Below are 22,643 nucleotides of genomic sequence, written 5' to 3'. Positions count from 1 at the left end.
TTTCTATATTTTTCAATGGCATGTATCATGCTGTGCTTGGGAAATATCATCTTGGTTGATGATCAAGCCATGTATGCAAAGATTGGAATATGGTATCTGTCGTGCTAATAATGCCCCCGTTACTGTTATACGTCTAAAGCAACGCTGTCCATCATTTTTCGGACGGCATTTTTTCAGACGGCATGTCCACCTGCTTGTGAAGCCGCATAGCATTGCCCAATACGACCAGCGAACTGAAGCTCATACCCAGTGCGGCAATCCACGGTTGGACATAGCCCAAAACGGCAAGCGGTACGGCAATGATGTTGTAAGCACTCGCCCACGACAGGTTCTGACGGATAATCTGCCGCGTCCTTCCCGCCTGTGCCAGCATATGCGGAACGGTATTCAAATCTTCGTTTAAAAGGACGATATCCGCGCCGTCCCTTGCAATATCGGTTCCTCCCGCCACCGCTGCAGAAGTATCGGCCTGTGCCAAAACAGGGGCATCGTTGATGCCGTCGCCTATCATCAACACTCTTTTCCTTTCTTTCTGCAAAGCCTTGACATATTCCAACTTGTCTTCCGGCATGGCTTGGGAACGGTAGTGTCCGATACCCAAGGCGCGTGCGGTTTCGGCAACGGCGGTTTCACGGTCTCCGCTGAGCAGATGCAGGGTCAGGTTTTGCCGCTTCAACTTGCGGACAACTTCCTCCGCCCCCTCCTTCAACGGGTCTTGAAGATAAAACACAGCTTGGAAACCGAGCTGGTTGCCGAGATAGACCGCGCTGCCGCTTTCTGAAGCCTGTTCATCCTGCGGAGGTTCTCCGGCGATTTTGGCAACATAAGCCGCCCTGCCCAATGCCCACACCTGCGTTTCCCCGTTGACGGTCAGTTGCGCGCCTACGCCTTCACCGACGTGATTGAGGCGTTGTCCGACCCGTATATCAGGAATCATGCCGTCTGAAACACGGTGGTTGAGGATGGCGCGGGCAAGGGGATGTTCGGACTGTTGTTCCAACGCCTGCGCCACCGCGAGAACAAAGGCTACGTCTGTGCCGCTCAACAAGGAGATACGGCTGACGGTGGGATTTCCCCGGGTCAGCGTTCCTGTTTTATCGAAGATGATGTCGGTGGTTTGGGCAAGCGTTTCCAGGGTTTTCTTACCGCTAATTAAAATGCCTTCGCGCGCCAGCGCACCGGTAGAAGCTGCCAGTGCGGTCGGCGTGGCAAGCGATAAGGCGCACGGACAGGTAATGACAAGCAGGGCAACGGTAATCCAAAGCGCGGTATGCGCGTCGGCGTACAGCGTCCAGCCGATAAATACGGGAACAGCAAGCAGCAGCTCTCCGAAAACGAATGTAGAGGCGTATTGTTCCGCCAACTCAGCGGTGCGCGGTTTTTGGGCCAGTGCGCGGTCGAGCAGGCGGACGATATGGGACAGACGCGTACTGCTGCCGGTACGGTCTGTGCGTATGATTAGGGGGCTTTGCGTATTGAGTGTGCCGGCGGTTACTTTTTCAGACGGCATCTTGGCAACGGGCAGGCTTTCACCCGTCAACATAGCTTCGTTGACCGCACTGCTGCCTTCCAGCACCGTGCCGTCAACGGGGATGGTTTCGCCCGGTTTGACCATCACGATATCGCCCGCCTTCAATTTGACGACGGCTGCCTCGCAGGTTTCCTGCGTATCGGGGTAATCGGGCATATGATGGCAAAACGCAGGAATCAGCTTGACCAGCCTCTCGGCGGCATCGCCTGCCTTACGTCGGGCGATTTGTTCCATAAAACGTCCGCCCAGCAGGAAAAACAGCAGCATGGCGATGGATTCGAAATACATCCCCTGCCCCGCATTGGTCGCAAGGCTGTAAACGCCGGCGATAAAGGTCATAATGATGGCGACGGTAATCGGCGTGTCCATACCGACGCGGCGGTTTTTCAAGTCGCGCAGCGTGCCTTGATAAAACGGAACGGCGCAATAGAATACGACGGGCAACACCATCAGGAAGCCGCCCCAATGGAGGATTTTCAAAAAATCGGGTTCGATGTCGCCGCCGTAAAGGTAGGTCGGCAGCGCGAACATCATCGTCTGCATCATACCCAGTCCGGCAACGGCAAGACGGACGATGTATTGTTTGCGTTCTTTTTGGTTGGCGGCTTCGATTTTTTGCGCGTCATAGGGTGCGGCGGTGTAGCCTGTCTGCCGGATTTTCAACAGAATGTCGGAAAGGCGGATTTTTTTGTCGTCCCAGACGACGCGGCAGCGGTGCGTGCTGTAATTGAGGTCGATGCGGACGATGCCGTCCGTACGCAGCAAACGCTGCTCGATGAGCCAGACGCAGGCGGCGCAGGTGATGCCGCCCAGCATTAAAACCGCCTCGCGCGTGCCGCCGTGGGTTTCCACAAAGTCGGACTGGACTTCGGGCAGGTCGTACAGGCGGATTTGGTCGAGGATTTCTTGGGGCGGCAGTTCGGTTTTTTGCGCATCGGCGGTGCGCTGTTTGTAATAACTGCCCAAGCCCGCGTCAATAATGCTTTGCGCCACCGCCTGACAGCCGGCGCAGCAGGTTTCGCGGTCTTCGTTTTCGTAACGGACGGTCAGATGCAGGTTTTCGGGAACGTCCAGCCCGCAGTGGAAACAGGTTTTTTTCATAGTGTTTCGGTTTCGGTTTCGTTGTCGGTTGCGGGCATCGCGGCACAATACTCGGCAATGGCTTCGCGCAGTGCGCCGATACCGGTATTTTCCGCAGCGGAAAGGTAAACGGCGGTGATTTTACCCGTGCTGTCGCGTTTAATGCCGTTTTGACGGGCTTCAGACGGCAGCAGGTCGGTTTTGTTGTACACCTTGATGCACGGAATATCGCCGGCATGGATTTCTTGCAGTACGTTTTCCACGTCTTCAATCTGCTGCCCGCTGTTCGGGGCGGCGGCATCGACGACGTGCAGCAGCACATCGGCTTGCGCGGTTTCTTCCAAGGTGGCGGAAAATGCCGAAATCAGTTTGTGCGGCAGATCGCTGACAAAGCCCACGGTATCGGTCAGGATGATGCTGCATTCCGGATGGATATAAAGCCGCCGCGCCGTCGTGTCGAGTGTGGCAAACAACTGGTTTTCGGCATACGCACCCGCCTTGGTCAGGCGGTTGAACAACGTGGATTTGCCGGCATTGGTATAGCCGACCAGCGCAAACGTTTTGATTCTGCCTGATTCGCGGGACTTGCGGCGCAGCGCGCGCTGTTTTTTGAGGTTGGCAAGCTGTTTTTTCAAGACATTAATCCGATGGGCGATCAATCGGCGGTCGGTTTCCAGTTTGGTTTCGCCCGGCCCTTTCATGCCGATGCCGCCCCGCTGGCTTTGCAGATGGCTGTAACCGCGTATCAAGCGTCCCGCCAAATGGCTTAATTGTGCCAACTCGACTTGCAGCCTGCCTTCCTGCGTGCGGGCGCGGCGGGCAAAAATCGCCAGAATCAGCCCCACCCTGTCCAATACGCGGCACTTCAGCTCCTTTTCGAGGTTGCGCTCTTGCGTCGGCGTCAGTTCGTGGTTGAATACGACCAAATCGATGCCGTCTGCGGCAACTGCTTCCGACAGCTCCGCCGCCTTGCCCGTGCCGACAAACAGCGCGGTGTGCGGGCGGTCGCGTTTGGCAGTCTCCACGCGTACGGAATCGCCGCCCGCCGCTTTGACCAGCTCGACGGCTTCCGCCAATGCCGTCTGAAAGCCGTTCAGACGGGCGGTGCTGCTGCCCGTACCGTCTTTGTCCAACATTACGCCCACCAGCATGACGCGTTCGGGTTGCGCTTGGGTACTGCCGTTGCGGCCTGTTCTGCCTGTCATGTATTCAATCCTGTAAATAAAGGGTAACGCCTCGTTCCGGGCTGTCTTCCGGTGCAAGCGTGATGCGGCTGCCCGTCATTCCGCCAACGCTGAAGACGATGCCGCCCGCCTCGTGCCTTCCTATGGACAGGCGGCTGCCGAGCCGCTGCCGGTAGGTATAACGGGTACACGCGTCCAAACACCAGCGTCCGCGCCAGTGGATGAAATATTTTTCGCCTTTTCTAACCGCAAGCGTCTCGCCGCCGTTTACCTCAAAATAAGGGTAATCGGGTTTTCGGGTTTTAAACTGCCATTTCGCCTGCCCACGCCGTCCGTTGCGGACATAGTCGAATACCGCCGTATAGAGCGTGCCGTATTCCAAAGGCTTGAGCGGGAAAAGCGCGAATTGGTGCGCGGTCAGCCTGCCGTTGGGATCGTTGCCGGCGGTTAAAACCCTGACGGGGCGGATTTCGTTTTTACCCTGATACAGCTTGAAACTTTTCATCGTAATTTTGCCTGCCGCCTCGGAAAAATCAATGCTGGCAGGATTTCCCGTCATTTCATATTCCGGCACGGGGTCGGGACGTTCCCCGTAAAAATAAGGCAGCGCGCCGCTTCCGACCGGATAGACGGTATAAAGCAATTCCGTTGCGGGCATGGCTTCGTCGGCATAAACGGCCGCACCGTTATGGCAAGCATTACGGTAATATTTCCGTCCTGCTTCCGGCTGCTGCATTCCCCGGGCACAGGCGCGCTCAAAGCTGCTGTTGCCCTGATTGAATACGACGATGGTTTTGCCGTTTTCGCGCACAAATGCCGCACCTGCTTCGTCGGTATGGCGGTCAAGCAGGGAAAGGCGGTGGTAGATTGCGCTCATCAATCCGTCAACCTGGCGTTGCTGCGTGCGGATGTCGCTGTCGGACGATTCGGCGGCTTCTTCTTCCGTGCTGATGTTTTCATGCACGCCGTTGTAGAGATACCCGGCAAGGCGTGTGCGTTCGGTCAGCTTTTGTGCGGTGTAGTGCGGATTGTCGGGATGGTGTTCGCCGTGTCCGTCTTCGGGATTGAGCGTGAGATAGCGTGCGTGCCTGCGGGCGGAGTTTTCCAAAACCGGCGCGTGTGCCAGCACGTGCAAACCGATTTGTGCGCGGATGAGGTTGAGGTAGTGCAACGCATCGTCCTGCCCCCTGATTTGCGGTGCAGACGGATAGACAAGTTCTCCCACAGGCAGGGATTGGTTTTGGGTATGGTAGAAAACGCCTGCTGCCGAACCCAACAGAAGCAGCCAGATAACAAGGGATTTCATGATGTCGCCCTTTCACCCTGGCAACGGGATATTTCATGAAAACGGCAAACTTGAAAATCACGTTTCTGCTTGCCGATTGCCAAACCGGCAAACCTTTCACCGTGCCGATACCGAACCCGATGCCGTCTGAACCTTCAGACGGCATCGGGTGCTTATTTGTCCACCCGGATGGGTGCAGGTTCGTATTGTGTCGATTCGTCCCCGTAATACAGCACGCCGAGTTTGATGGGGATGCGTCCCTGTGATTTGCGGTGGGCGTTGGAATCCCTCAGGGAATAGGCACAACCGCAATATTCCTGCTGGTAGAAGTTTTCACGTTTGCTGATTTCAATCATGCGCGCGCTGCCGCCGCCTTTTCGCCAGTTGAAATCCCAATACACCACATCATCGTAAGGCGCGGCGGCGCGGCGGCCGCAGTCGTTAATCTGGTTCATGTTTTTCCAACGGGAAATGCCCAGCGAGCTAGTGAAGACAGGGAACCCGTGTTCGTGCGCGTATTGCGCCGCTTTTTCGAAACGCATATCGAAACACATGGTGCATCGGATGCCGCGCTCAGGTTCGAATTCCATCCCTTTGGCTTTGGCAAACCATTCTTTGCGGTCGTTTTCGTAATCGTCGTCTTTGTCGATGAAGGGGATGCCGAACTTTTCCGCAAAGCGTACGTTTTCCTCTTTTCGGAGCATATACTCTTTATGCGGATGGATATTAGGATTGTAAAAATAAATGGTGTAGTCGATGCCGGAGGCGAGCATCGCCTCCATCACTTCGCCGCTGCACGGGGCGCAGCAGGAATGCAGCAAGACTTTTTTATGTCCGCCGGGCGGGACGAGTATGGGGCGGTCAATGTCGGTAACGGTAGGTTTGTTTTGTGTTTCCATTAACTTAACAATATCTGTCGAATACGGTTGAAGCGGCTATTTTATCAGAGCCGCCGAATGTAAAACAGGGTGTCAGGGCATCAGCCCGAGCTGCCTGAACGAACAGACGCTTTGCGAGGTAACGATAAAATGGTCGAGCAGAGACACATCAACCAGCGACATGGCCTGTGCCAGCCGCCTTGTGAACATGATGTCTTCCTGCGAAGGTTCGGGCGAGCCGCCCGGATGGTTGTGCGCGATAATCAGGCTGTCCGCATACTCGTCCAAAGCCAGTTTGACGATTTCGCGGATGTAGAGCGTATTCTCGGCGACCGTTCCGCGCGACAGCTCCCTGACCGCAATCAGTTGGTTTTGGCGGTTCAACAGCAGCGCGACACTGACTTCGACTTTTTCCTGCCCCAAATGAAAGCGTAAATAATCGGCAACGGTATCGGGATCGGATAAGGTGATTTCTTCCTGCAATTCTTCCGCCAATATCCGCCGCCCGATTTCCCTGACTACGGCAAACTGTGTGAAACTTGCCGTCCCCATGCCCTTGTATGCCGAAAGTTTGCCGACCTCCGCGCTCATCAGCCTCCCCAAACTGCCGAACTCCTGCAACAGGTAGCGCGCCAAATCGACCGCGCTCATTCCGCGCGTCCCGACGCGTAAAAGGATTGCCAAAAGCTCGGCATCACTCAAAGCCGCCGCCCCGCGTTCCAACAGTTTTTCCCTCGGCCTTTCCCCCTCCGGCCATTGCTTGATGCTCATGTTTTCCCTTTTTTAAAATAGTCTGAGATGCCGTCTGAAACAAATGTTCCCACATGCCAAATATCCGAAATGCCGTCTGAACCGGATTTCCGCTTCAGACGGCATCTGTATTTCAAAACAGTCTTACGCCGTTTCTTCCAACTCGATGGACGCCGCAAGAAGCGACAGGCGTGCCATCACGCCGTACACATAGAGGCGGTTGTGGACATTATCGACATCGCAGTCTTTTTCGGATCGCGGCATACCCAGCGCATCCCATTGCTCGAATACGCGCTTGCAGGCTTCGGGAGCTTCTTGCGAATTGTCGCCGTTGCCGGTGGGAATGCTGTTGGACAGCGGCACAAACACCATACCGCCGGCGTTGAGGTTTTCATCCGCACCGCGCCCTTCGTGTACGCGGAAAAAGCCGCCGATGACGAAGCGGTCCATCATATAGACGACGGGTTCGCACACCGCGCCGTTTAAAGTTTCATAAGTATAAATCCCTTCTTGGACAATGACTTCACTGACTTCCAAGCCTTCTTTGACTTTCGCCATTTTGTTGCGGTTTTTGCGGTTCAAGCCGCGCACTTCATCGGCGGACTTGACGCTCATCACGCCCATGCCGTAAGTGCCTGCGTCTGCTTTCACAATAACGAAAGGCTGGTCAGTAATACCCAGTTCGTCGTATTTGGCTTGAATTTTCGCCAATACACGTTCTACCGCTTCTGCCAACGCATCTTCGCCTTCCCGCTCTTGGAAGTCCAAACCGCCGATTTTTTCAAAATACGGGTTGATCTGCCACTCGTCGATGTCGATCAGCTTGGCAAATTCGGCGGCAACTTGGTTATACGCGCCGAAATGATCTGTTTTGCGGCGCGTCGTCCAACCGCCGTGCAACGGAGGCAATACGGTTTGGCTGATGTCTTTGAGAATGTCGGGAACACCTGCGGACAAGTCGTTGTTCAACAAGACGACACAAGGAGAGAAACCGTCTGCAAGATGGACACGCTCGCGGGTGCGCAATAAAGGTTCCAACAGGATTTTGTCGCCCAAGGCGGTTTCAAACTCGGTCGGCTCAGTTACCTCAGGATTCAAGCTGCCCAAGCGCACTTCATACCCTGCCGAACGCAAAATCTCGCTGAGGGCGTAAACGTTTTGCAGGTAAAACGTATTGCGCGTGTGGTTTTCAGGAATAATCAATACGGACTTTGCCGTTTCGCAGGCACGCTGCACCGCATCTTGCGCAGCAACCGCCGCCAGCGGGATAAAGTTGTGATTCAAATTATTGAAGCCGCCCGGGAACAGGTTCATATCGATAGACGAAATTTTGTAACCGGCGTTGCGTATATCGACCGAACCGTAAAACGGCGGGCGGTGCGCGTTCCACTGCGAACGGAACCATGCTTCGATTTTTGCATGGTTACACAGGATTTTCGCTTCAAATGCCTGCAGTTGAGCCAAATGCTCAGACGATATAACCGGTAATTTCATCTTTCCTCTGCCTGACGTGGTTTTAACAAGGTACAAATAATAATGCCTTTAAAAGAATCCCGACAAGTATTCTTTCATATCAAATTTTTCTTTGAATATAACTGTTCTTTCAAATAGACAATATGTCTAATTTTTAGATACAAATTGTTTTCAATTTTCTATTTCTTCAAAAATTAGACAAATTTTGTTGCATGACATGTAAAATCCGTCTAAAATTTTCATCCAATATTACCCACACAAAAGAACAACACCATGACAGCACAAACCCTCTACGACAAACTCTGGAACAGCCACGTCGTCCGCGAAGAAGAAGACGGCACTGTCCTGCTTTACATCGACCGCCACCTGGTGCACGAAGTAACCAGCCCACAAGCATTTGAAGGCTTGAAAATGGCGGGGCGCAAACTCTGGCGTATCGACAGCGTGGTCTCCACCGCCGACCACAACACCCCGACCGGCGATTGGGACAAAGGTATCCAAGACCCGATTTCCAAACTGCAAGTCGATACTTTGGACAAAAACATCAAAGAGTTTGGCGCACTCGCCTACTTCCCGTTTATGGATAAAGGCCAAGGCATCGTACACGTTATGGGCCCGGAACAAGGTGCTACCCTGCCCGGCATGACCGTTGTCTGCGGCGACTCGCACACTTCTACCCACGGTGCATTCGGTGCGTTGGCACACGGCATCGGCACTTCCGAAGTCGAGCACACCATGGCGACCCAATGTATTACCGCGAAAAAATCCAAATCCATGCTGATTGCCGTTGACGGCAAATTAAAAGCGGGCGTTACCGCCAAAGACGTGGCACTTTACATCATCGGGCAAATCGGCACGGCAGGCGGTACGGGCTACGCCATCGAGTTCGGCGGCGAAGCCATCCGCAGCCTTTCGATGGAAGGCCGCATGACCCTGTGCAATATGGCGATTGAAGCAGGTGCGCGCTCCGGCATGGTTGCCGTCGATCAAACCACCATCAACTATGTTAAAGACAAAGCCTTCGCACCCAAAGGCGAAGCGTGGGACAAAGCTGTCGAATACTGGCGCACGCTGGTTTCCGACGAGGGTGCCGTATTCGATAAAGAATACCACTTCAAAGCCGAAGACATCGAACCGCAAGTTACTTGGGGCACGTCGCCCGAAATGGTTTTGGACATCAGCGGCAAAGTGCCGAACCCTGCCGAAGAAACCGATCCCGTCAAACGCAGCGGCATGGAACGCGCCCTCGAATACATGGGCTTGGAAGCCGGTACACCATTAAACGAAATCCCCGTCGACATCGTCTTTATCGGCTCTTGCACCAACAGCCGTATTGAAGACTTGCGCGAAGCCGCCGCCATCGCCAAAGACCGCAAAAAAGCCGCCAACGTACAGCGCGTGTTAATCGTCCCCGGCTCCGGTTTGGTCAAAGAACAAGCCGAAAAAGAAGGCTTGGACAAAATTTTCATCGAAGCCGGTTTTGAATGGCGCGAACCAGGCTGCTCTATGTGCCTCGCCATGAATGCCGACCGCCTGACCCCGGGACAACGTTGCGCCTCCACTTCCAACCGTAACTTTGAAGGCCGTCAAGGCAACGGCGGACGCACCCACCTCGTCAGCCCCGCTATGGCCGCCGCCGCCGCCGTTACCGGACACTTTACCGACATCCGCACGATGGCGTAAGTATTTTCAGACGGCCTTCAAAAATTTGACGAGGCCGTCTGAAATATGTCCCGTAAGGCAGAAACACCTTTAATATTCAAACCAAGGAGTTTAAGCATGAACAAACTTTTCGTTACCGCCCTGTCCGCCCTTGCCTTGTCCGCCTGCGCCAGCACTTGGCAGGGCGCGAAACAAGACACCGCCCGCAATCTTGACAAAACACAGGCCGCCGCCGAACGCGCCGCCGAACAAACAGGCAACGCCGTCGAAAAAGGCTGGGACAAAACCAAAGAAGCCGTCAAAAAAGGCGGCAATGCCGTCGGACGCGGTATTTCCCATCTCGGCGAAAAAATCGAAAACGCCACCGAATAACCGATTCGCGATGCCGTCTGAAACCGTTTCAGACGGCATCGTCAGCACAAGACACAAACCCATGAAAGCCTTTACCAAAATCACCGCCATCGTCGCCCCGCTCGACCGCAGCAACGTCGATACCGACGCCATCATCCCCAAACAATTTTTGAAATCAATCAAACGCAGCGGCTTCGGCCCCAATGCCTTTGATGAATGGCGTTACCTCGACCACGGCGAACCGGGCATGGACAACAGCAAACGCCCGTTGAACCCCGATTTCTCGCTGAACCAGCCACGCTATCAAGGCGCGCAAATCCTGTTGACGCGTAAAAACTTCGGTTGCGGCTCCTCGCGCGAACACGCCCCTTGGGCATTGGACGACTACGGCTTCCGCGCCGTCATCGCCCCCAGCTTCGCCGACATCTTCTTCAACAACTGCTACAAAAACGGCCTTTTGCCTATCGTTTTGACAGAAGAACAGGTTGACCAGCTTTTCAAAGAAGTTGAAGCTAACGAAGGCTATCAGCTCTCCATCGACCTTGCCGAGCAAACCCTGACCACCCCTAGCGGCGAAACATTCACATTCGACATTACCGAACACCGCAAACACTGCCTCTTAAACGGCTTGGACGAAATCGGCCTGACCCTGCAACACGCTGACGAAATTCACGCCTTTGAAGAAAAACGCCGCCAAAGCCAGCCTTGGCTGTTTAACGGTTAAACCTATGCCGTCTGAAGACCGTTCAGACGGCATTCCTGATAACATATAATTGCTGCAACTAATGTAAACAGAGGGGCTATAAATTGCTTTCATCTTTCAAGCGGGCTTAGCAACGCTCTAAATTAATGCAATACAGCTCTATTTCAAATAAATTTTTAGATTTTTAATATGCAACAGATTAAATTTATTGACTTATTTTCCGGGATGAGCGGTATCAGGAAAGGATTTGAACAAGCCTGTCGGAAACAGTCGGTTGCTTGCGAATGTGTTTTTACCTCAGAAATCAAACCGGCAGCTTTGGAAGTATTGAAGCAAAACTATCCTGATGAAGTGCCGTATGGAGATATAACGAAAATTGAAACGGGAGATATTCCCGATTTTGACATCCTGTTGGCAGGCTTCCCTTGCCAGGCTTTTTCTTTCGCCGGAAAAAGATTGGGCTTTGAAGATACGCGGGGAACGCTTTTCTTTGATGTAGCAAGGATTTTAAAGGCAAAAAAACCAAAAGGTTTTATTTTGGAAAATGTGGAAGGATTGGTAACGCACGATAGAAAAGATCCGACACAAAAAATAGGGCGCACCCTGACCGTTATTTTGGAAACCTTGGAAGCATTGGGTTACTATGTTTCTTGGAAAGTTTTAAATGCAAAAGATTTCGGCATTCCCCAAAACAGGAAGCGCATTTATCTGACAGGCAGTTTGAAATCCAAACCCGACTTATCTTTTGAAACAACTCTAAGTCCGAAATTAAAAAATATTTTGGAATCGGGACTGCCTACCGAAAGCAGTCCTTTCATCAAAAAATTGCTAAAAAAATTTCCCCCGTCCGAACTGTACGGAAAATCAGTAAAGGACAAACGGGGAGGGAAAAACAATATCCACAGTTGGGATATTGAATTAAAAGGCACAGTAACCGAAGAAGAGAAGCAATTATTAAATATGCTTCTAAAAGAACGGAGGAAGAAAAAATGGGCTTCAGAAATCGGCATCGATTGGATGGATGGGATGCCTTTGACAAAAGCGCAAATTTCAACTTTCTATAAACACCCCAATCTTCAAAATATTTTGGACAGCCTGACAGATAAAGGCTATTTGGTTTTGGAGCATCCGAAACAAAAAATTGGCGGGCGAAGAATCAAAGATGAATCCCTGCCTAAGGGCTACAATATCGTTTCAGGTAAAAAATCATTTGAAATCAATAAAATATTAGACCCAAATGATGTCGCGCCAACCTTAGTTGCAATGGATATGGAGCACCTTTTCGTCGTTGACAACGGCGGTTTGCGTACACTTACCGGAAAAGAAGGTTTACGCTTATTTGGCTATCCGGACGATTATTCGTTTGATATTCCTAAAAAAGACAAATACGATTTATTGGGCAATACCGTTGCCGTTCCTGTGATTAAGGCGGTATCTGAAAGGCTTCTGCATACTTTATAAACCGATAGGGATAAAATGGTAAAACTTACTGCACAACAAATATTTGATAAGTTGCTGAATGAGGAAAGAATCTTATCGGCTAATGGTCAAATTAGATTTTTCTTGGGCGATGTGGATATTATCGTCAAACAAAAAGATGTTGTCGGCAACATCATTCAGGAATGGCTCGGCGGATGGTTGAGAAAAAGGGAAATTGAATTTGATGTTTCAACCAATACCCAAATGCCCCCCGATTTCTTTTTAAATAAAAAAGACCGCAGTAGGGAATTGTTGGAAGTAAAGGCGTTCAACCGAAATGCCAGCCCAGGTTTTGATATTGCAGATTTTAAAATGTATTCTGATGAAATCATTCATAAACCCTATATGCTGGATGTAGATTATTTAATATTCGGTTACGATATGGACGACAACGGCAATGTAACCATCAAGGATTTATGGCTTAAAAAAGTATGGCAAATTACCAGAAGTATGGATGGATGGGCAATTAATCTTCAAGTCAAAAAAGGCGTGGTGCATAAAATCCGCCCGGGTGTTTGGTACAGCATAAATAAAAAGAATATGCCTATGTTTGAATGCTTGGAAGATTTTGTTTCCGCAATTGAAGAAACCGTTTATCAAAACCCGGCAACACGGCATAACGCATCCTTATGGAAAAGGAAATTTGAGGAAGCCTATAAAAAACACTACAACCGATCGATTTCCATACCCCGTTGGCACGAAATTGCACATAAATACCAAAAGAAATAACCCTTCAACATCAACCCATAAGGAAACCCGAAATGACCAAACATATCGCCATCCTCCGAGGCGACGGCATCGGCCCCGAAATCGTCGCCGAAACCGTCCGCGTACTCGACAAACTCATCGCACAAGGCTTGGATGCCGGCTACGAATACGCCCCATTGGGCGGCGAAGCCTACGACGAATACGGCCATCCCTATCCCGAATTCACGCAAAACCTCTGCCGCAAAGCCGATGCCGTCCTGCTCGGCGCGGTCGGCAGCCCGCAATACGACAATCTTGACCGCCCGCTGCGCCCCGAGCGCGGTTTGTTGGCGATTCGTAAGGATTTGAACCTGTTTGCCAATTTGCGCCCCGCTATCCTCTATCCCGAATTAGCCAACGCCTCCACGCTCAAGCCTGAAATCGTTGCCGGTTTGGATATTTTGATTGTGCGCGAACTCACCGGCGATATTTATTTCGGCGAACCGCGCGGCATCCGCGTTTTGGAAAACGGCGAACGCGAAGGCTACAACACCATGAAATACAGCGAAAGCGAAATCCGCCGTATTGCCCACGTCGCCTTCCAATCCGCCCAAAAACGCAGCAAAAAAGTCTGCTCCGTCGGCAAAGCCAACGTTTTGGAAACCACCGAACTGTGGCGCGAAATCTTTGAAGAAATCGGCAAACAATACCCCGATGTCGAACTCTCCCACATGTATGTGGACAACGCCGCCATGCAGTTGGTACGCGCGCCCAAACAATTCGACGTGATTGCCACCGGCAACATCTTCGGCGATATTTTATCGGACGAAGCCTCTATGCTGACCGGCTCCATCGGTATGCTGCCCTCCGCCTCGCTGGACGAAAACGGCAAAGGTCTGTACGAACCGTCACACGGCTCCGCTCCCGACATCGCCGGACAAAACAAAGCCAACCCGCTGGCCACCATCCTCTCGCTTGCCATGCTGCTGCGTTACAGCCTGAACGACGAAGCCCGCGCGCAACAAGTCGAAAACGCCGTCCAAAAAGTGCTGCAACAAGGCTTGCGCACCGGCGATATTTACGAAGAAGGCACGAAACTCGTTTCCTGCTCCGAAATGGGCGACGCGGTACTCGCCGCCTTGTAAAAAACAAAGCGCGGTGTTATCCGCGCTTTTTCATCTGCCCGTTCGTCAACCGCCTGCAAACCCACCGTTTACCGGCAGGAAATGCCATCAATCCCCGCCTATGTTAGGATAAACGCCTTTACCGGCCCACACAAAGGATTATCATCATGAAAAAAATCATCATCGCCGCACTCGCAGCCGCCGCCGTCGGTACTGCCTCCGCCGCCACCTACAAAGTGGACGAATATCACGCCAACGCCCGTTTCGCCATCGACCACTTCAACACCAGCACCAACGTCGGCGGTTTTTACGGTCTGAGCGGTTCCGTTGAGTTCGACCAAGCAAAACGCGACGGCAAAATCGACATCACAATCCCCGTTGCCAACCTGCAAAGCGGTTCGCAACACTTCACCGACCACCTGAAATCCGCCGACATCTTCGATGCCGCCCAATATCCGAACATCCGCTTCGTTTCCACCAAATTCAATTTCAACGGCAAAAAACTTGTTTCCGTTGACGGCAACCTGACTATGCACGGCAAAACCGCCCCCGTCAAACTCAAAGCCGAAAAATTCAACTGCTACCCAAGCCCGATGTTGAAAACCGAAGTTTGCGGCGGCGACTTCAGCACCACCATCGACCGCACCAAATGGGGCGTGGACTACCTCGTTAACGCCGGTATGACCAAAAACGTCCGCATCGACATCCAAATCGAGGCAGCCAAACAATAAATCTTGATACGAATCAATAAAAATGCCGTCTGAAATATTTCAGACGGCATTTTTATTTTCATCATAACGAATTTGTTATATCATAAAAAGGCTAAATACAAAGAACCCTCACTCGGCTCCTACGCCCTGCTCGATGCCTATGTCAGCCATACACAAAAACACGGCAGATACAGCACAGAATGGTTCTTGGACGGTCGAAACCTGACCAACCGTACCGCGCGCGCGCAAAACTCCATACTCAAATACATTGCGCCGCTGCCCGGACGTTCTATCCGCGCCAGTGTGAAAATTTCGCTATAAACATCAAATACCGCCTGTAAACGAAATGCCGTCTGAACATTCTTCAGACAGCATTGATTTATTTCAAACGCCGATACAGCGTTCAATCTGCCACTTTTTTCAATTCCGCACGCATAGCATCAATTACCGCCTTGTAATCCGGTTTGCCGAAAATTGCCGAACCTGCCACAAAGGTATCCGCGCCGGCTCGGGCAACGGCGGCGATATTGTCGGTTTTGATGCCGCCGTCCACTTCAATGGCAATACGTCTGCCGCTTTTCTCTTCATAGCAGTCAAGCATGGCGCGAACCTGTCTGATTTTTTCCAAAGTGTGCGGAATGAAGCTCTGACCGCCGAACCCGGGGTTGACCGACATCAGCAAAACCATATCCAGCCTGTCCAATACGTTTTCCAACAGATATACGGGCGTTGCCGGATTCAACACCAGCCCCGCCTGACAGCCCATGTCCCGAATCAGGCTCAAGCTGCGGTCAATATGGCGGCTCGCTTCGGGATGGAACGTGATGATTGATGCTCCTGCTTTGGCAAACGACTGAATCAGGTCGTCAACGGGTTCGACCATCAGATGCACATCAATCGGCACGCTTGCATAAGGCTTCAACGCCGCGCAAACCATAGGCCCGAAAGTCAGATTCGGCACATAATGGTTGTCCATCACGTCAAAATGGATCAGATCTGCACCTGCCGCAATGACGCTTTCCACCTCTTCGCCAAGCCGTGCAAAATCTGCCGATAAAATGCTGGGTGCGATACGGTAAGTAGTCATGTTTTTTTCCTTCAATATCCTTTTATAGTGGATTAACAAAAATCAGGACAAGGCGACGAAGCCGCAGACAGTACAGATAGTACGGAACCGATTCACTTGGTGCTTCAGCACCTTAGAGAATCGTTCTCTTTGAGCTAAGGCGAGGCAACGCTGTACTGGTTTTTGTTAATCCACTATACGTTCCGATTCCGCCGTTATGTCTGCCTGCCGGACATACGTACGCATTATTAACAAAAGTTAACCGCGATAATACCATCTTTCACACGTCAATCTAGTATATTTCCTAAAATTTCCAACAAGAGGAAAAGCCGTGCCACTGCCTGCTCCCTGCCGTTTTGCCAAACCTGCCGCCTCTTTTTTAAGTATGGCTTTGCTTTCCTGCCAGCTTTCCCACGCCGCCACGGCTTATATCCCCCCGAACGATTTTCAACCGAACTGCGACATACGCCGGCTCGGGCTGACACAGGGTCAGCACAATGAGCTGCGTAAAATCCGCACCGCCTTCAAAATGGCGGGCGACAGGGCGCGTTTGAAGGTTATGCATTCCGAACACAGCCGCCGCCGCTCTGTCGTCGAAATCATTTCCTCGGATGTTTTTAATCGGAACGAGGCGCGCGATTATGTCGAAAGCCGCTACCACTCCAGCATGGATTTTGCGGTGGACGAATTGGAAATCCAACACCGCTTCTTCCATATCCTCACACCGCAACAGCAGCAAATGTGGCTTTCTTCCTGTCTCAAATAACTCCTAAAAAACTTACAGCATCCGTTGTTCCGGCAGCCTGCCCGCCCAGTCGCAGGCAAACTGCCAAGCGGAACGTCCCGAGCGGTTGCCCCGCATCTGCGCCCACTGCAACGCCGCCGTCCGAGCTGCTTCGTCATATGACACATCAAAATCTTCCAACCAGCTTTGCACTGCCGACAGATAATCGTTTTGATCGAACGGATAAAAGCTGAGCCACAATCCAAATCGGTCGGACAAAGATACTTTTTCTTCCACCGCTTCTTTCTGATGGATTTCTCCGCGCACGCCTGTCGTACCTGCATTTTCATCCAAATATTCGGGCATCAGGTGCCGTCTGTTGGAAGTCGCGTACACCAGCACGTTGGCGCAACGTTGGGACAGACCGCCATCCAATGCCGTTTTCAATGCCTTATAGGTTTCGTCGCCGCTTTCAAATGACAAATCGTCGCAAAATACAATGAATTTTTCCGAACGTTCCTTCAAAAGCGTCAACAGATACGGCAGGCCGATCAAATCGCTTTTATCGACTTCGATCAGGCGCAATCCCTTATCCGCATATTCGTGCAGCAGGGCTTTGACCAGCGAGGATTTGCCTGTTCCGCGCGCGCCGCTCATCAATACGTTATTCGCGGGTCTGCCGGCTATGAATTGTTCGGTATTACGCACCAGCAATTCGGTTTGCCTGCCAACTCCCGCCAGCCTTGCCAAGTGGAAGGTGTGCGGATCGGGCAAGTGTTCCAAAAAACCTTTTTTGCCCGCACTCTGCCAGCGGAAGGCAAGCGCGTTCCAATCGGTATGCCCGGGTTCGGGCGGAAGCACGGCATCCAAACGCCGCAAAATGGCATAGGCTTTATCGAGAAATTCGTTCAACTCCATCTCTACCTCACTTTGCATATCTTTGCGCCATCAGCCGTTCGACTGTGTCGACGATTGCCTGCGTATTCGGATCGATTTCGATGTTGATCCTGTCGCCGACTTTTCTGCTGCCGAACAGCGTCCGTTCCAAAGTTTCGGGAATCAGATGGACATTGAAACGGCTGTCTTCGACTTTGCCTATGGTCAGGCTGCAACCGTCCAAGCCGACGAACCCTTTGGTCAGGATATAGGGTTTGAGTTCGTGCGGGAGCGCAAACCAAACCGTGCGGTTGTACCCGTCCCGTTCGATTTCGACAATGGACACGGTTGCCATAATGTGTCCGCTCATGACGTGTCCGCCGATTTCGTCGCCAAAACGTGCTGCCCGTTCGATGTTGACGCAATCGCCTTCCTTCAGCAGCCCCAGATTGGTTTTTGCCAATGTTTCTGCCATTAAATCGAAGCTGACGCGGTTTCCTTCGATTTCGGTAATCGTCAGGCAGCAGCCGTTATTGGCAACCGATGCGCCGCGTTGCAGATTGTCCGCCGCCTCTTGCGGAAGCTCGACGACATAAGTGTGAAATGCCTCCGACGGGCGGTGGATTGCCGTCAGTTTTCCCAATCCTTGAACAATGCCTGTAAACATAATCCTGTTTTCCTGTGTCGGTAAAATGGTGCAAATTGTAGCATTTCCCCACGAAAAATGCCGTCTGAAACGCCTTCAGACGGCATTGTGCCTCCGATTCGGGCAAAAACCGCCCGGTACGGCCTGACCTTTCCTTTCCACGCCGGTCGGCGGTCTTGCCCTTATCCCTCCTGCAAATCGGTTTGCGTGTTCAAGTCGGCAAAATGCCCGTCAAACTCGAATCTGACCGGCCGCGCCCTTTGCTGCTGCAACCAGCTTCTTAATGTTTTCATCCCGGAAAACAGATAAGGAATCGCGCTTTGAAGAATCTGCGGACGGATATACATAATGTTGTAGTGCATCGTTACCGGTGTTTCTACATAAAACGCATTGCACAACGGTGTGCGTTTCGACACAGTTTCAAACCTAGCCACCAAATCATCCGGAAGATACGGCATATCGCATGGCACAACCAGAAGCCAGTCGGCCGTTGCCAGCTGTAAATCGTTCGCGGCAGTACACAAAGCCGAAAGCGGGCCGAAATGCTGCCACTGCCGTGCGTCCGGAAAAATATGCGGGCTCCTTCGAGCATACTCTTCCAAATTCCGGTTGGTGCTGATGGCGATATGGCTGACTTGGGGCCTGATTTTGTCGATAACATGGTCAATCAGTGCTTTGCCATCCAAAAGTACGAGCCCTTTGTCTTCTCCCCCCATGCGGCTTGCCTGACCGCCTGCCAATATCAGTGCAAAAGTTTTTACCGCTGGCGTCCTTTTGGAAAAATTGAAGGTTTTCATGATTACAGCTTGTTGTTCCCAATATTTTTAGAATAAATCTGATATAGACATTTAATAAATTCATATTATTTGAATTTTATCATAACCTGATTTAACACTGGAAGCGATGACGATTAAGTTTTTCTTAACCAATTCTTTCTGAGCAGTTGTATCTAATCCGAAAGAATGATATTGTTGACATAATTTTAAAATAATTTTCTCAAAGCATGATACTGTCATCCAGATTTTCAGACGGCATCAGCCTTTCCCTGCGCCTGAAACTTCTGACCGGTTTATGGGTCGGATTGGCGGCATTGTCCGTCGTATTAACGTTGATGCTCTCTTTACGCTTGGAAAATGCCGCCTCCGTCATTGAAGAAGCCGGAAACTTAAGGATGCAGGCATACCGTCTGGCCTACATGGCCGACGAAGGATCTCCCCGCTCACAAATAGACAATCAGGTTGCCGAATTTGAAAAAAGCCTGAAGCGTATTTCGCAAAGCGATGCAATCCACCCGCTGATTCCTTCGGACACCCCTCTTGCTTATGATTTGATACAATCCATGCTGATTATAGATTGGCAGGCACACATTCTCCCCCCGCTCCAGTCCTATCGGCGACCTACTCAGGTCGATCTCTACCGCTTTGCCGGAAACATCGAACTATTTTTGCAGGCATTGGAAAATGCCAACGAAAAAAACACATGGTGGCTCAGGCGTTTTCAATGGGCAATTATGCTGATGACGCTGGTGTCGTCTGTACTGATGCTGTTTTGGCACCAAATTTGGGTTATCCGGCCGCTGCAGGCGTTAAGGGAAGGTGCGGAACGCATCGGGCGGAGGTGTTTCGATATTCCCGTTCCCGAAGGCGGTACGCCGGAATTCAAACAGGTCGGGCGTTGTTTCAATCAAATGGGCGGCAGGCTGAAAATTTTATATGATGACTTGGAAGGACAGGTCGCCGAGCAGACACGCAGTCTCGAAAAACAAAATCAAAACCTGACCCTGCTATATCAAACTACGCGGGACCTGCACCAATCCTACATACCGCAACAGGCTGCAGAACATTTTCTAAACCGCATCCTGCCCGCCGTGGGAGCCGACTCCGGCAGAGTTTGTTTGGACGGCGGATCCGATGTTTATGTCTCCATTCATCATGCGGATTGCGGCACAGCAGCTTCGGATTTGGGGAAGTACCATGAGGAAACCTTCCCCATCGAGTACCAGAACGAAACATTGGGCAGGCTGTTGCTCAGCTTTCCAAACGGCATTTCTCTTGATGAAGACGACCGCATCCTGCTTCAAACACTAGGCAGGCAATTGGGCGTATCGCTCGCCAGCGCGAAGCAGGAAGAAGAAAAACGCCTGCTTGCGGTATTGCAGGAACGTAACCTGATTGCGCAAGGATTACATGACAGCATCGCACAAGCATTAACGTTCCTGAACCTGCAGGTACAGATGTTGGAAAGTGCCTTTGCCGAAGGAAAAAAAGAAGAAGCTGCGGAAAACATCAGTTTTATCAAAACAGGTGTACAAGAATGTTATGAAGATGTCCGCGAACTACTGCTCAACTTCCGTACCAAAATCAGTAATAAAGAATTTCCCGAAGCCGTTTCCGACCTATTCGCCCGCTTTACACAACAAACCGGGATAACGGTCGAAACCGTTTGGGAAAACGGTCCGTTCCTGCCTCCTCAGGAAGAGCAGCTCCAAATGATTTTTATCCTGCAAGAAAGCCTTTCCAATATCCGAAAACACGCCCGTGCCACACATGTCAAATTCAGACTGATTAAACAGGATGAAAGGTTTACAATGACCATTCAAGACAACGGACAGGGTTTCGACACGGAAAACATTGGAGAGCCTTCGGGCAGCCATGTCGGACTGCATATCATGCAGGAGCGTGCCAAACGTATCCGCGCCGTATTGAAAATCCATTCCCAACCCCAACAAGGAACTACCGTCTCATTGACGGGTGCATCTGAAGAAAGCTTAAAATGACCATTAAAATTATTCTGATAGACGACCATACCCTTTTCCGCAGCGGCATCAAGGCACTTTTGTTGCGCCAACATGATTTTGAGGTCATTGGCGAAGCTTCCAACGGACTTTCCGGCATTAAAATGATCAGCCAGCTTCAACCCGATGTCGTCCTGCTTGACCTTGATATGCCCGGTATGAACGGACGCGAGGCACTCTCCCAAATCATCAGCATCAATCCGCAACAGGCAGTCATCATGCTGACCGTTTCCGAAGACAGCGACGACCTTACCGAATGTATGCGTATCGGCGCACGCGGTTACCTGCTGAAAAGCATCAACGCCGATTTCTTGCTTGAAAGCATACGCAAAGCCGCCGATGGCGATAATGTATTCTCTCCCGAAATGACTGCCAAACTCGTCCGCAGCCTGATTTCCCCCCAACCCGCACAAGGAACTCAGGCACTTTCCTCCCTTACCCCCCGAGAGATGGAAATTCTAGGTTACCTTGCAGCAGGACACAGTAATAAAATCATTGCACGCCACCTCAACCTTGCCGAATCCACCGTCAAAGTCCACGTTCAAAACCTGCTCCGCAAACTCAACCTCAGCAGCCGGGTTCAAGCCGCCGTTTATGCCATCCATCATAATGTCCCCCAGCCTGTATTGGAGTAAGGCAGGTTCAGACGGCATCGAGCAAGGAATAAAAGTAATGCGCCCCTTTGACGGGGTGCATTATATAAGGGACGGCATCCGGTGTGCTGTCCCTTTAAGTACGCCATTACCGCCGTAACCCGGACGGAATGGCTTAGGCGGTTTATTTCCAAGAATATTTCACACCCACGGTGCGTACCAGTTGAAACCTTGCCAATAATCATCGTTGATGTAGGGCATAATCCTCATGCTGCTAAATATCTATCTGAAAAATTGACCGCACTTAAACGTAACATAGAGGGAAAAATGATTGCCGTATGTGGGATGCTCAAAGATAAAGATGCAAATGGGGTATTTGCGCATTTAACGTCTATTATTGATGAATGGCGATGTTGTTTTAGTCTTTGGATCTTTCTACACCGTAGCCGAATTTTGGGCTGTGGTGGAATAAAATTTACCATAAAATAAAGGGCTGACATTTAAAATCAGCCCTTTGTCTTTTTAAAAGGGGATTATCTCCCCAGATTAATGATTACCAATGATAGCCAACACCGACACCCGCTGAATAATCCTTACTGGTATTTGCCGTACCGACAAATTTTACAACAGTTTTCCCATTATCAGACATTCTTGAATAGCTAACTGCCACAGCTGAAGTGCCTGCAGAAAAACCACTACTCGCAGCAAACATTGATTTACCTGGAATAGTCGATTGTGGTAATGCAGCCGCAGCAGCGATTGTTGCACTTAATCCATTTACGCGTTTATCAAGTTTATTAACACGATTTTCAAGATGATGAATGCGTTGGTCCATAATACGGATTTCTTGTGGTTTCATTCCAGTTGGACCTTGAGGACCGATTGGACCTATATCGCCTTTATCACCTTTGTCGCCCTTATCACCTTTGGTGTCTTTATCGCCTTGGATACCTTGAATCCCTTGTTCTCCTTTATCACCTTTAGGACCTGTTTCTCCAGTATCACCTTTATCGCCTTTAGGACCTGTTGCTCCAGTATCACCTTTAT

The 22,643-nt window shown here is 51.1% G+C and carries 23 protein-coding genes; 12 read left to right on the top strand and 11 right to left on the bottom strand.

Features of this window, described 5'->3' with window-relative positions:
• Positions 1 to 151: 151 nt before the first annotated feature.
• The 6 genes from RDY34_RS04820 to gshA all read right to left on the bottom strand — a co-directional run bounded on the left by RDY34_RS04820 (position 152) and on the right by gshA (position 8,202).
• Positions 152 to 2,632 (bottom strand): heavy metal translocating P-type ATPase, encoded by a 2,481-nt coding sequence (locus RDY34_RS04820; RefSeq protein WP_308075248.1) that lies wholly within the window; start codon positions 2,630 to 2,632, stop codon positions 152 to 154.
• Positions 2,629 to 3,816 carry a GTPase HflX gene (gene hflX, locus RDY34_RS04815; protein WP_308075247.1) on the bottom strand — a complete coding sequence of 396 codons (1,188 nt, stop codon included), beginning with the start codon at positions 3,814 to 3,816 and terminating at the stop codon, positions 2,629 to 2,631. Before hflX ends, RDY34_RS04820 begins: the two co-directional genes overlap by 4 nt.
• A 4-nt stretch (positions 3,817 to 3,820) precedes the next feature.
• Positions 3,821 to 5,101 (bottom strand): CAP domain-containing protein, encoded by a 1,281-nt coding sequence (locus RDY34_RS04810; protein ID WP_003750442.1) that lies wholly within the window; start codon positions 5,099 to 5,101, stop codon positions 3,821 to 3,823.
• Positions 5,102 to 5,253: 152 nt separating this feature from the next.
• The gene (locus RDY34_RS04805; RefSeq protein WP_002233924.1) at positions 5,254 to 5,979 is read right to left on the bottom strand and encodes an epoxyqueuosine reductase QueH; all 726 of its coding nucleotides are present in this window, start codon (positions 5,977 to 5,979) and stop codon (positions 5,254 to 5,256) included.
• 72 nt (positions 5,980 to 6,051) lie between these two features.
• Entirely contained in the window at positions 6,052 to 6,729 is a 678-nt protein-coding gene (gene radC / locus RDY34_RS04800) for a RadC family protein (RefSeq protein ID WP_308073610.1), read from the bottom strand.
• A gap of 123 nt (positions 6,730 to 6,852) precedes the next feature.
• Positions 6,853 to 8,202, bottom strand: a complete 1,350-nt coding sequence (gshA, locus tag RDY34_RS04795) for a glutamate--cysteine ligase (RefSeq protein ID WP_308073611.1) — start codon at positions 8,200 to 8,202, stop codon at positions 6,853 to 6,855.
• 252 nt (positions 8,203 to 8,454) lie between these two features.
• Here gshA and leuC point away from each other — a divergent pair, with 252 nt between their 5' ends.
• From leuC to RDY34_RS04755, 8 genes are all read left to right on the top strand, one after another.
• On the top strand, positions 8,455 to 9,864 hold the full coding sequence (gene leuC, locus RDY34_RS04790) for a 3-isopropylmalate dehydratase large subunit (RefSeq protein ID WP_308073612.1): 1,410 nt from the start codon (positions 8,455 to 8,457) through the stop codon (positions 9,862 to 9,864).
• A 96-nt stretch (positions 9,865 to 9,960) separates the two neighbouring features.
• Positions 9,961 to 10,215 carry a hypothetical protein gene (locus RDY34_RS04785; RefSeq protein WP_219242087.1) on the top strand — a complete coding sequence of 85 codons (255 nt, stop codon included), beginning with the start codon at positions 9,961 to 9,963 and terminating at the stop codon, positions 10,213 to 10,215.
• Between the two features lie 61 nt (positions 10,216 to 10,276).
• On the top strand, positions 10,277 to 10,918 hold the full coding sequence (gene leuD / locus RDY34_RS04780; protein ID WP_003677355.1) for a 3-isopropylmalate dehydratase small subunit: 642 nt from the start codon (positions 10,277 to 10,279) through the stop codon (positions 10,916 to 10,918).
• 168 nt (positions 10,919 to 11,086) lie between these two features.
• Positions 11,087 to 12,358, top strand: coding sequence for a DNA cytosine methyltransferase (locus RDY34_RS04775; RefSeq protein WP_003750427.1), 1,272 nt, complete (start codon positions 11,087 to 11,089; stop codon positions 12,356 to 12,358).
• A 15-nt stretch (positions 12,359 to 12,373) separates the two neighbouring features.
• Positions 12,374 to 13,105, top strand: a complete 732-nt coding sequence (locus tag RDY34_RS04770) for an NgoBV family restriction endonuclease (protein WP_003750425.1) — start codon at positions 12,374 to 12,376, stop codon at positions 13,103 to 13,105.
• A gap of 32 nt (positions 13,106 to 13,137) precedes the next feature.
• A complete protein-coding gene (leuB, locus tag RDY34_RS04765; RefSeq protein ID WP_014582037.1) occupies positions 13,138 to 14,208 on the top strand; it encodes a 3-isopropylmalate dehydrogenase in 1,071 nt (356 codons plus the stop codon).
• Positions 14,209 to 14,354: 146 nt separating this feature from the next.
• Positions 14,355 to 14,918: a YceI family protein gene (locus RDY34_RS04760; RefSeq protein ID WP_301911299.1), complete on the top strand. Its 564-nt coding sequence runs from the start codon at positions 14,355 to 14,357 to the stop codon at positions 14,916 to 14,918.
• A gap of 72 nt (positions 14,919 to 14,990) precedes the next feature.
• Positions 14,991 to 15,218, top strand: coding sequence for a TonB-dependent receptor (locus RDY34_RS04755; protein WP_304670515.1), 228 nt, complete (start codon positions 14,991 to 14,993; stop codon positions 15,216 to 15,218).
• A gap of 82 nt (positions 15,219 to 15,300) precedes the next feature.
• Here RDY34_RS04755 and rpe read toward each other — a convergent pair whose 3' ends face one another.
• Complete coding sequence (rpe, locus tag RDY34_RS04750) at positions 15,301 to 15,984, bottom strand: ribulose-phosphate 3-epimerase (protein WP_003751863.1); 684 nt, start codon at positions 15,982 to 15,984, stop codon at positions 15,301 to 15,303.
• A 310-nt stretch (positions 15,985 to 16,294) separates the two neighbouring features.
• Here rpe and RDY34_RS04745 point away from each other — a divergent pair, with 310 nt between their 5' ends.
• On the top strand, positions 16,295 to 16,729 hold the full coding sequence (locus RDY34_RS04745) for a Spy/CpxP family protein refolding chaperone (protein ID WP_003751867.1): 435 nt from the start codon (positions 16,295 to 16,297) through the stop codon (positions 16,727 to 16,729).
• Between the two features lie 12 nt (positions 16,730 to 16,741).
• Here the strand turns inward: RDY34_RS04745 and RDY34_RS04740 are convergent, their stop codons facing one another.
• The 3 genes from RDY34_RS04740 to RDY34_RS04730 all read right to left on the bottom strand — a co-directional run bounded on the left by RDY34_RS04740 (position 16,742) and on the right by RDY34_RS04730 (position 19,006).
• Positions 16,742 to 17,605 (bottom strand): ATP-binding protein, encoded by an 864-nt coding sequence (locus tag RDY34_RS04740; RefSeq protein WP_308073623.1) that lies wholly within the window; start codon positions 17,603 to 17,605, stop codon positions 16,742 to 16,744.
• A gap of 7 nt (positions 17,606 to 17,612) precedes the next feature.
• Positions 17,613 to 18,230 carry a riboflavin synthase subunit alpha gene (locus RDY34_RS04735; protein ID WP_308073616.1) on the bottom strand — a complete coding sequence of 206 codons (618 nt, stop codon included), beginning with the start codon at positions 18,228 to 18,230 and terminating at the stop codon, positions 17,613 to 17,615.
• Positions 18,231 to 18,391: 161 nt separating this feature from the next.
• Positions 18,392 to 19,006: a molybdenum cofactor guanylyltransferase gene (locus tag RDY34_RS04730; protein WP_003751871.1), complete on the bottom strand. Its 615-nt coding sequence runs from the start codon at positions 19,004 to 19,006 to the stop codon at positions 18,392 to 18,394.
• A gap of 206 nt (positions 19,007 to 19,212) precedes the next feature.
• Here RDY34_RS04730 and RDY34_RS04725 point away from each other — a divergent pair, with 206 nt between their 5' ends.
• The 3 genes from RDY34_RS04725 (at position 19,213) to RDY34_RS10640 (ending at position 22,085) form a co-directional block, all read left to right on the top strand.
• A complete protein-coding gene (locus RDY34_RS04725) occupies positions 19,213 to 20,985 on the top strand; it encodes a histidine kinase (RefSeq protein ID WP_003751875.1) in 1,773 nt (590 codons plus the stop codon).
• A complete protein-coding gene (locus RDY34_RS04720; RefSeq protein ID WP_308074615.1) occupies positions 20,982 to 21,638 on the top strand; it encodes a response regulator in 657 nt (218 codons plus the stop codon). Before RDY34_RS04725 ends, RDY34_RS04720 begins: the two co-directional genes overlap by 4 nt.
• A gap of 81 nt (positions 21,639 to 21,719) precedes the next feature.
• Positions 21,720 to 22,085 (top strand): glutamate ligase domain-containing protein, encoded by a 366-nt coding sequence (locus tag RDY34_RS10640; protein ID WP_372338037.1) that lies wholly within the window; start codon positions 21,720 to 21,722, stop codon positions 22,083 to 22,085.
• A gap of 64 nt (positions 22,086 to 22,149) precedes the next feature.
• On the opposite strand, the gene RDY34_RS04715 is transcribed toward RDY34_RS10640, so the two are convergent.
• Positions 22,150 to 22,643: YadA C-terminal domain-containing protein (locus tag RDY34_RS04715; RefSeq protein WP_308184477.1), on the bottom strand; the 494-nt coding region annotated here is incomplete at its 5' end.

This window comes from Neisseria polysaccharea, assembly GCF_963392925.1.
Lineage (GTDB): Bacteria > Pseudomonadota > Gammaproteobacteria > Burkholderiales > Neisseriaceae > Neisseria > Neisseria polysaccharea.
The sequence above is the reverse complement of the archived record's forward strand: the minus strand, read 5'-3'. Positions and strand labels throughout refer to the sequence as shown.

Excerpts from the sequence above, each read along its gene's own strand:
- RDY34_RS04820 (WP_308075248.1), bottom strand. The coding sequence starts at position 2,632 with ATGAAAAAAACCTGTTTCCACTGCGGGCTGGACGTTCCCGAAAACCTG.
- hflX (WP_308075247.1), bottom strand. The coding sequence starts at position 3,816 with ATGACAGGCAGAACAGGCCGCAACGGCAGTACCCAAGCGCAACCCGAA.
- RDY34_RS04810 (WP_003750442.1), bottom strand. The coding sequence starts at position 5,101 with ATGAAATCCCTTGTTATCTGGCTGCTTCTGTTGGGTTCGGCAGCAGGC.
- RDY34_RS04805 (WP_002233924.1), bottom strand. The coding sequence starts at position 5,979 with ATGGAAACACAAAACAAACCTACCGTTACCGACATTGACCGCCCCATA.
- radC (WP_308073610.1), bottom strand. The coding sequence starts at position 6,729 with ATGAGCATCAAGCAATGGCCGGAGGGGGAAAGGCCGAGGGAAAAACTG.
- gshA (WP_308073611.1), bottom strand. The coding sequence starts at position 8,202 with ATGAAATTACCGGTTATATCGTCTGAGCATTTGGCTCAACTGCAGGCA.
- leuC (WP_308073612.1), top strand. The coding sequence starts at position 8,455 with ATGACAGCACAAACCCTCTACGACAAACTCTGGAACAGCCACGTCGTC.
- RDY34_RS04785 (WP_219242087.1), top strand. The coding sequence starts at position 9,961 with ATGAACAAACTTTTCGTTACCGCCCTGTCCGCCCTTGCCTTGTCCGCC.
- leuD (WP_003677355.1), top strand. The coding sequence starts at position 10,277 with ATGAAAGCCTTTACCAAAATCACCGCCATCGTCGCCCCGCTCGACCGC.
- RDY34_RS04775 (WP_003750427.1), top strand. The coding sequence starts at position 11,087 with ATGCAACAGATTAAATTTATTGACTTATTTTCCGGGATGAGCGGTATC.
- RDY34_RS04770 (WP_003750425.1), top strand. The coding sequence starts at position 12,374 with ATGGTAAAACTTACTGCACAACAAATATTTGATAAGTTGCTGAATGAG.
- leuB (WP_014582037.1), top strand. The coding sequence starts at position 13,138 with ATGACCAAACATATCGCCATCCTCCGAGGCGACGGCATCGGCCCCGAA.
- RDY34_RS04760 (WP_301911299.1), top strand. The coding sequence starts at position 14,355 with ATGAAAAAAATCATCATCGCCGCACTCGCAGCCGCCGCCGTCGGTACT.
- rpe (WP_003751863.1), bottom strand. The coding sequence starts at position 15,984 with ATGACTACTTACCGTATCGCACCCAGCATTTTATCGGCAGATTTTGCA.
- RDY34_RS04740 (WP_308073623.1), bottom strand. The coding sequence starts at position 17,605 with ATGGAGTTGAACGAATTTCTCGATAAAGCCTATGCCATTTTGCGGCGT.
- RDY34_RS04735 (WP_308073616.1), bottom strand. The coding sequence starts at position 18,230 with ATGTTTACAGGCATTGTTCAAGGATTGGGAAAACTGACGGCAATCCAC.
- RDY34_RS04730 (WP_003751871.1), bottom strand. The coding sequence starts at position 19,006 with ATGAAAACCTTCAATTTTTCCAAAAGGACGCCAGCGGTAAAAACTTTT.
- RDY34_RS04725 (WP_003751875.1), top strand. The coding sequence starts at position 19,213 with ATGATACTGTCATCCAGATTTTCAGACGGCATCAGCCTTTCCCTGCGC.
- RDY34_RS04720 (WP_308074615.1), top strand. The coding sequence starts at position 20,982 with ATGACCATTAAAATTATTCTGATAGACGACCATACCCTTTTCCGCAGC.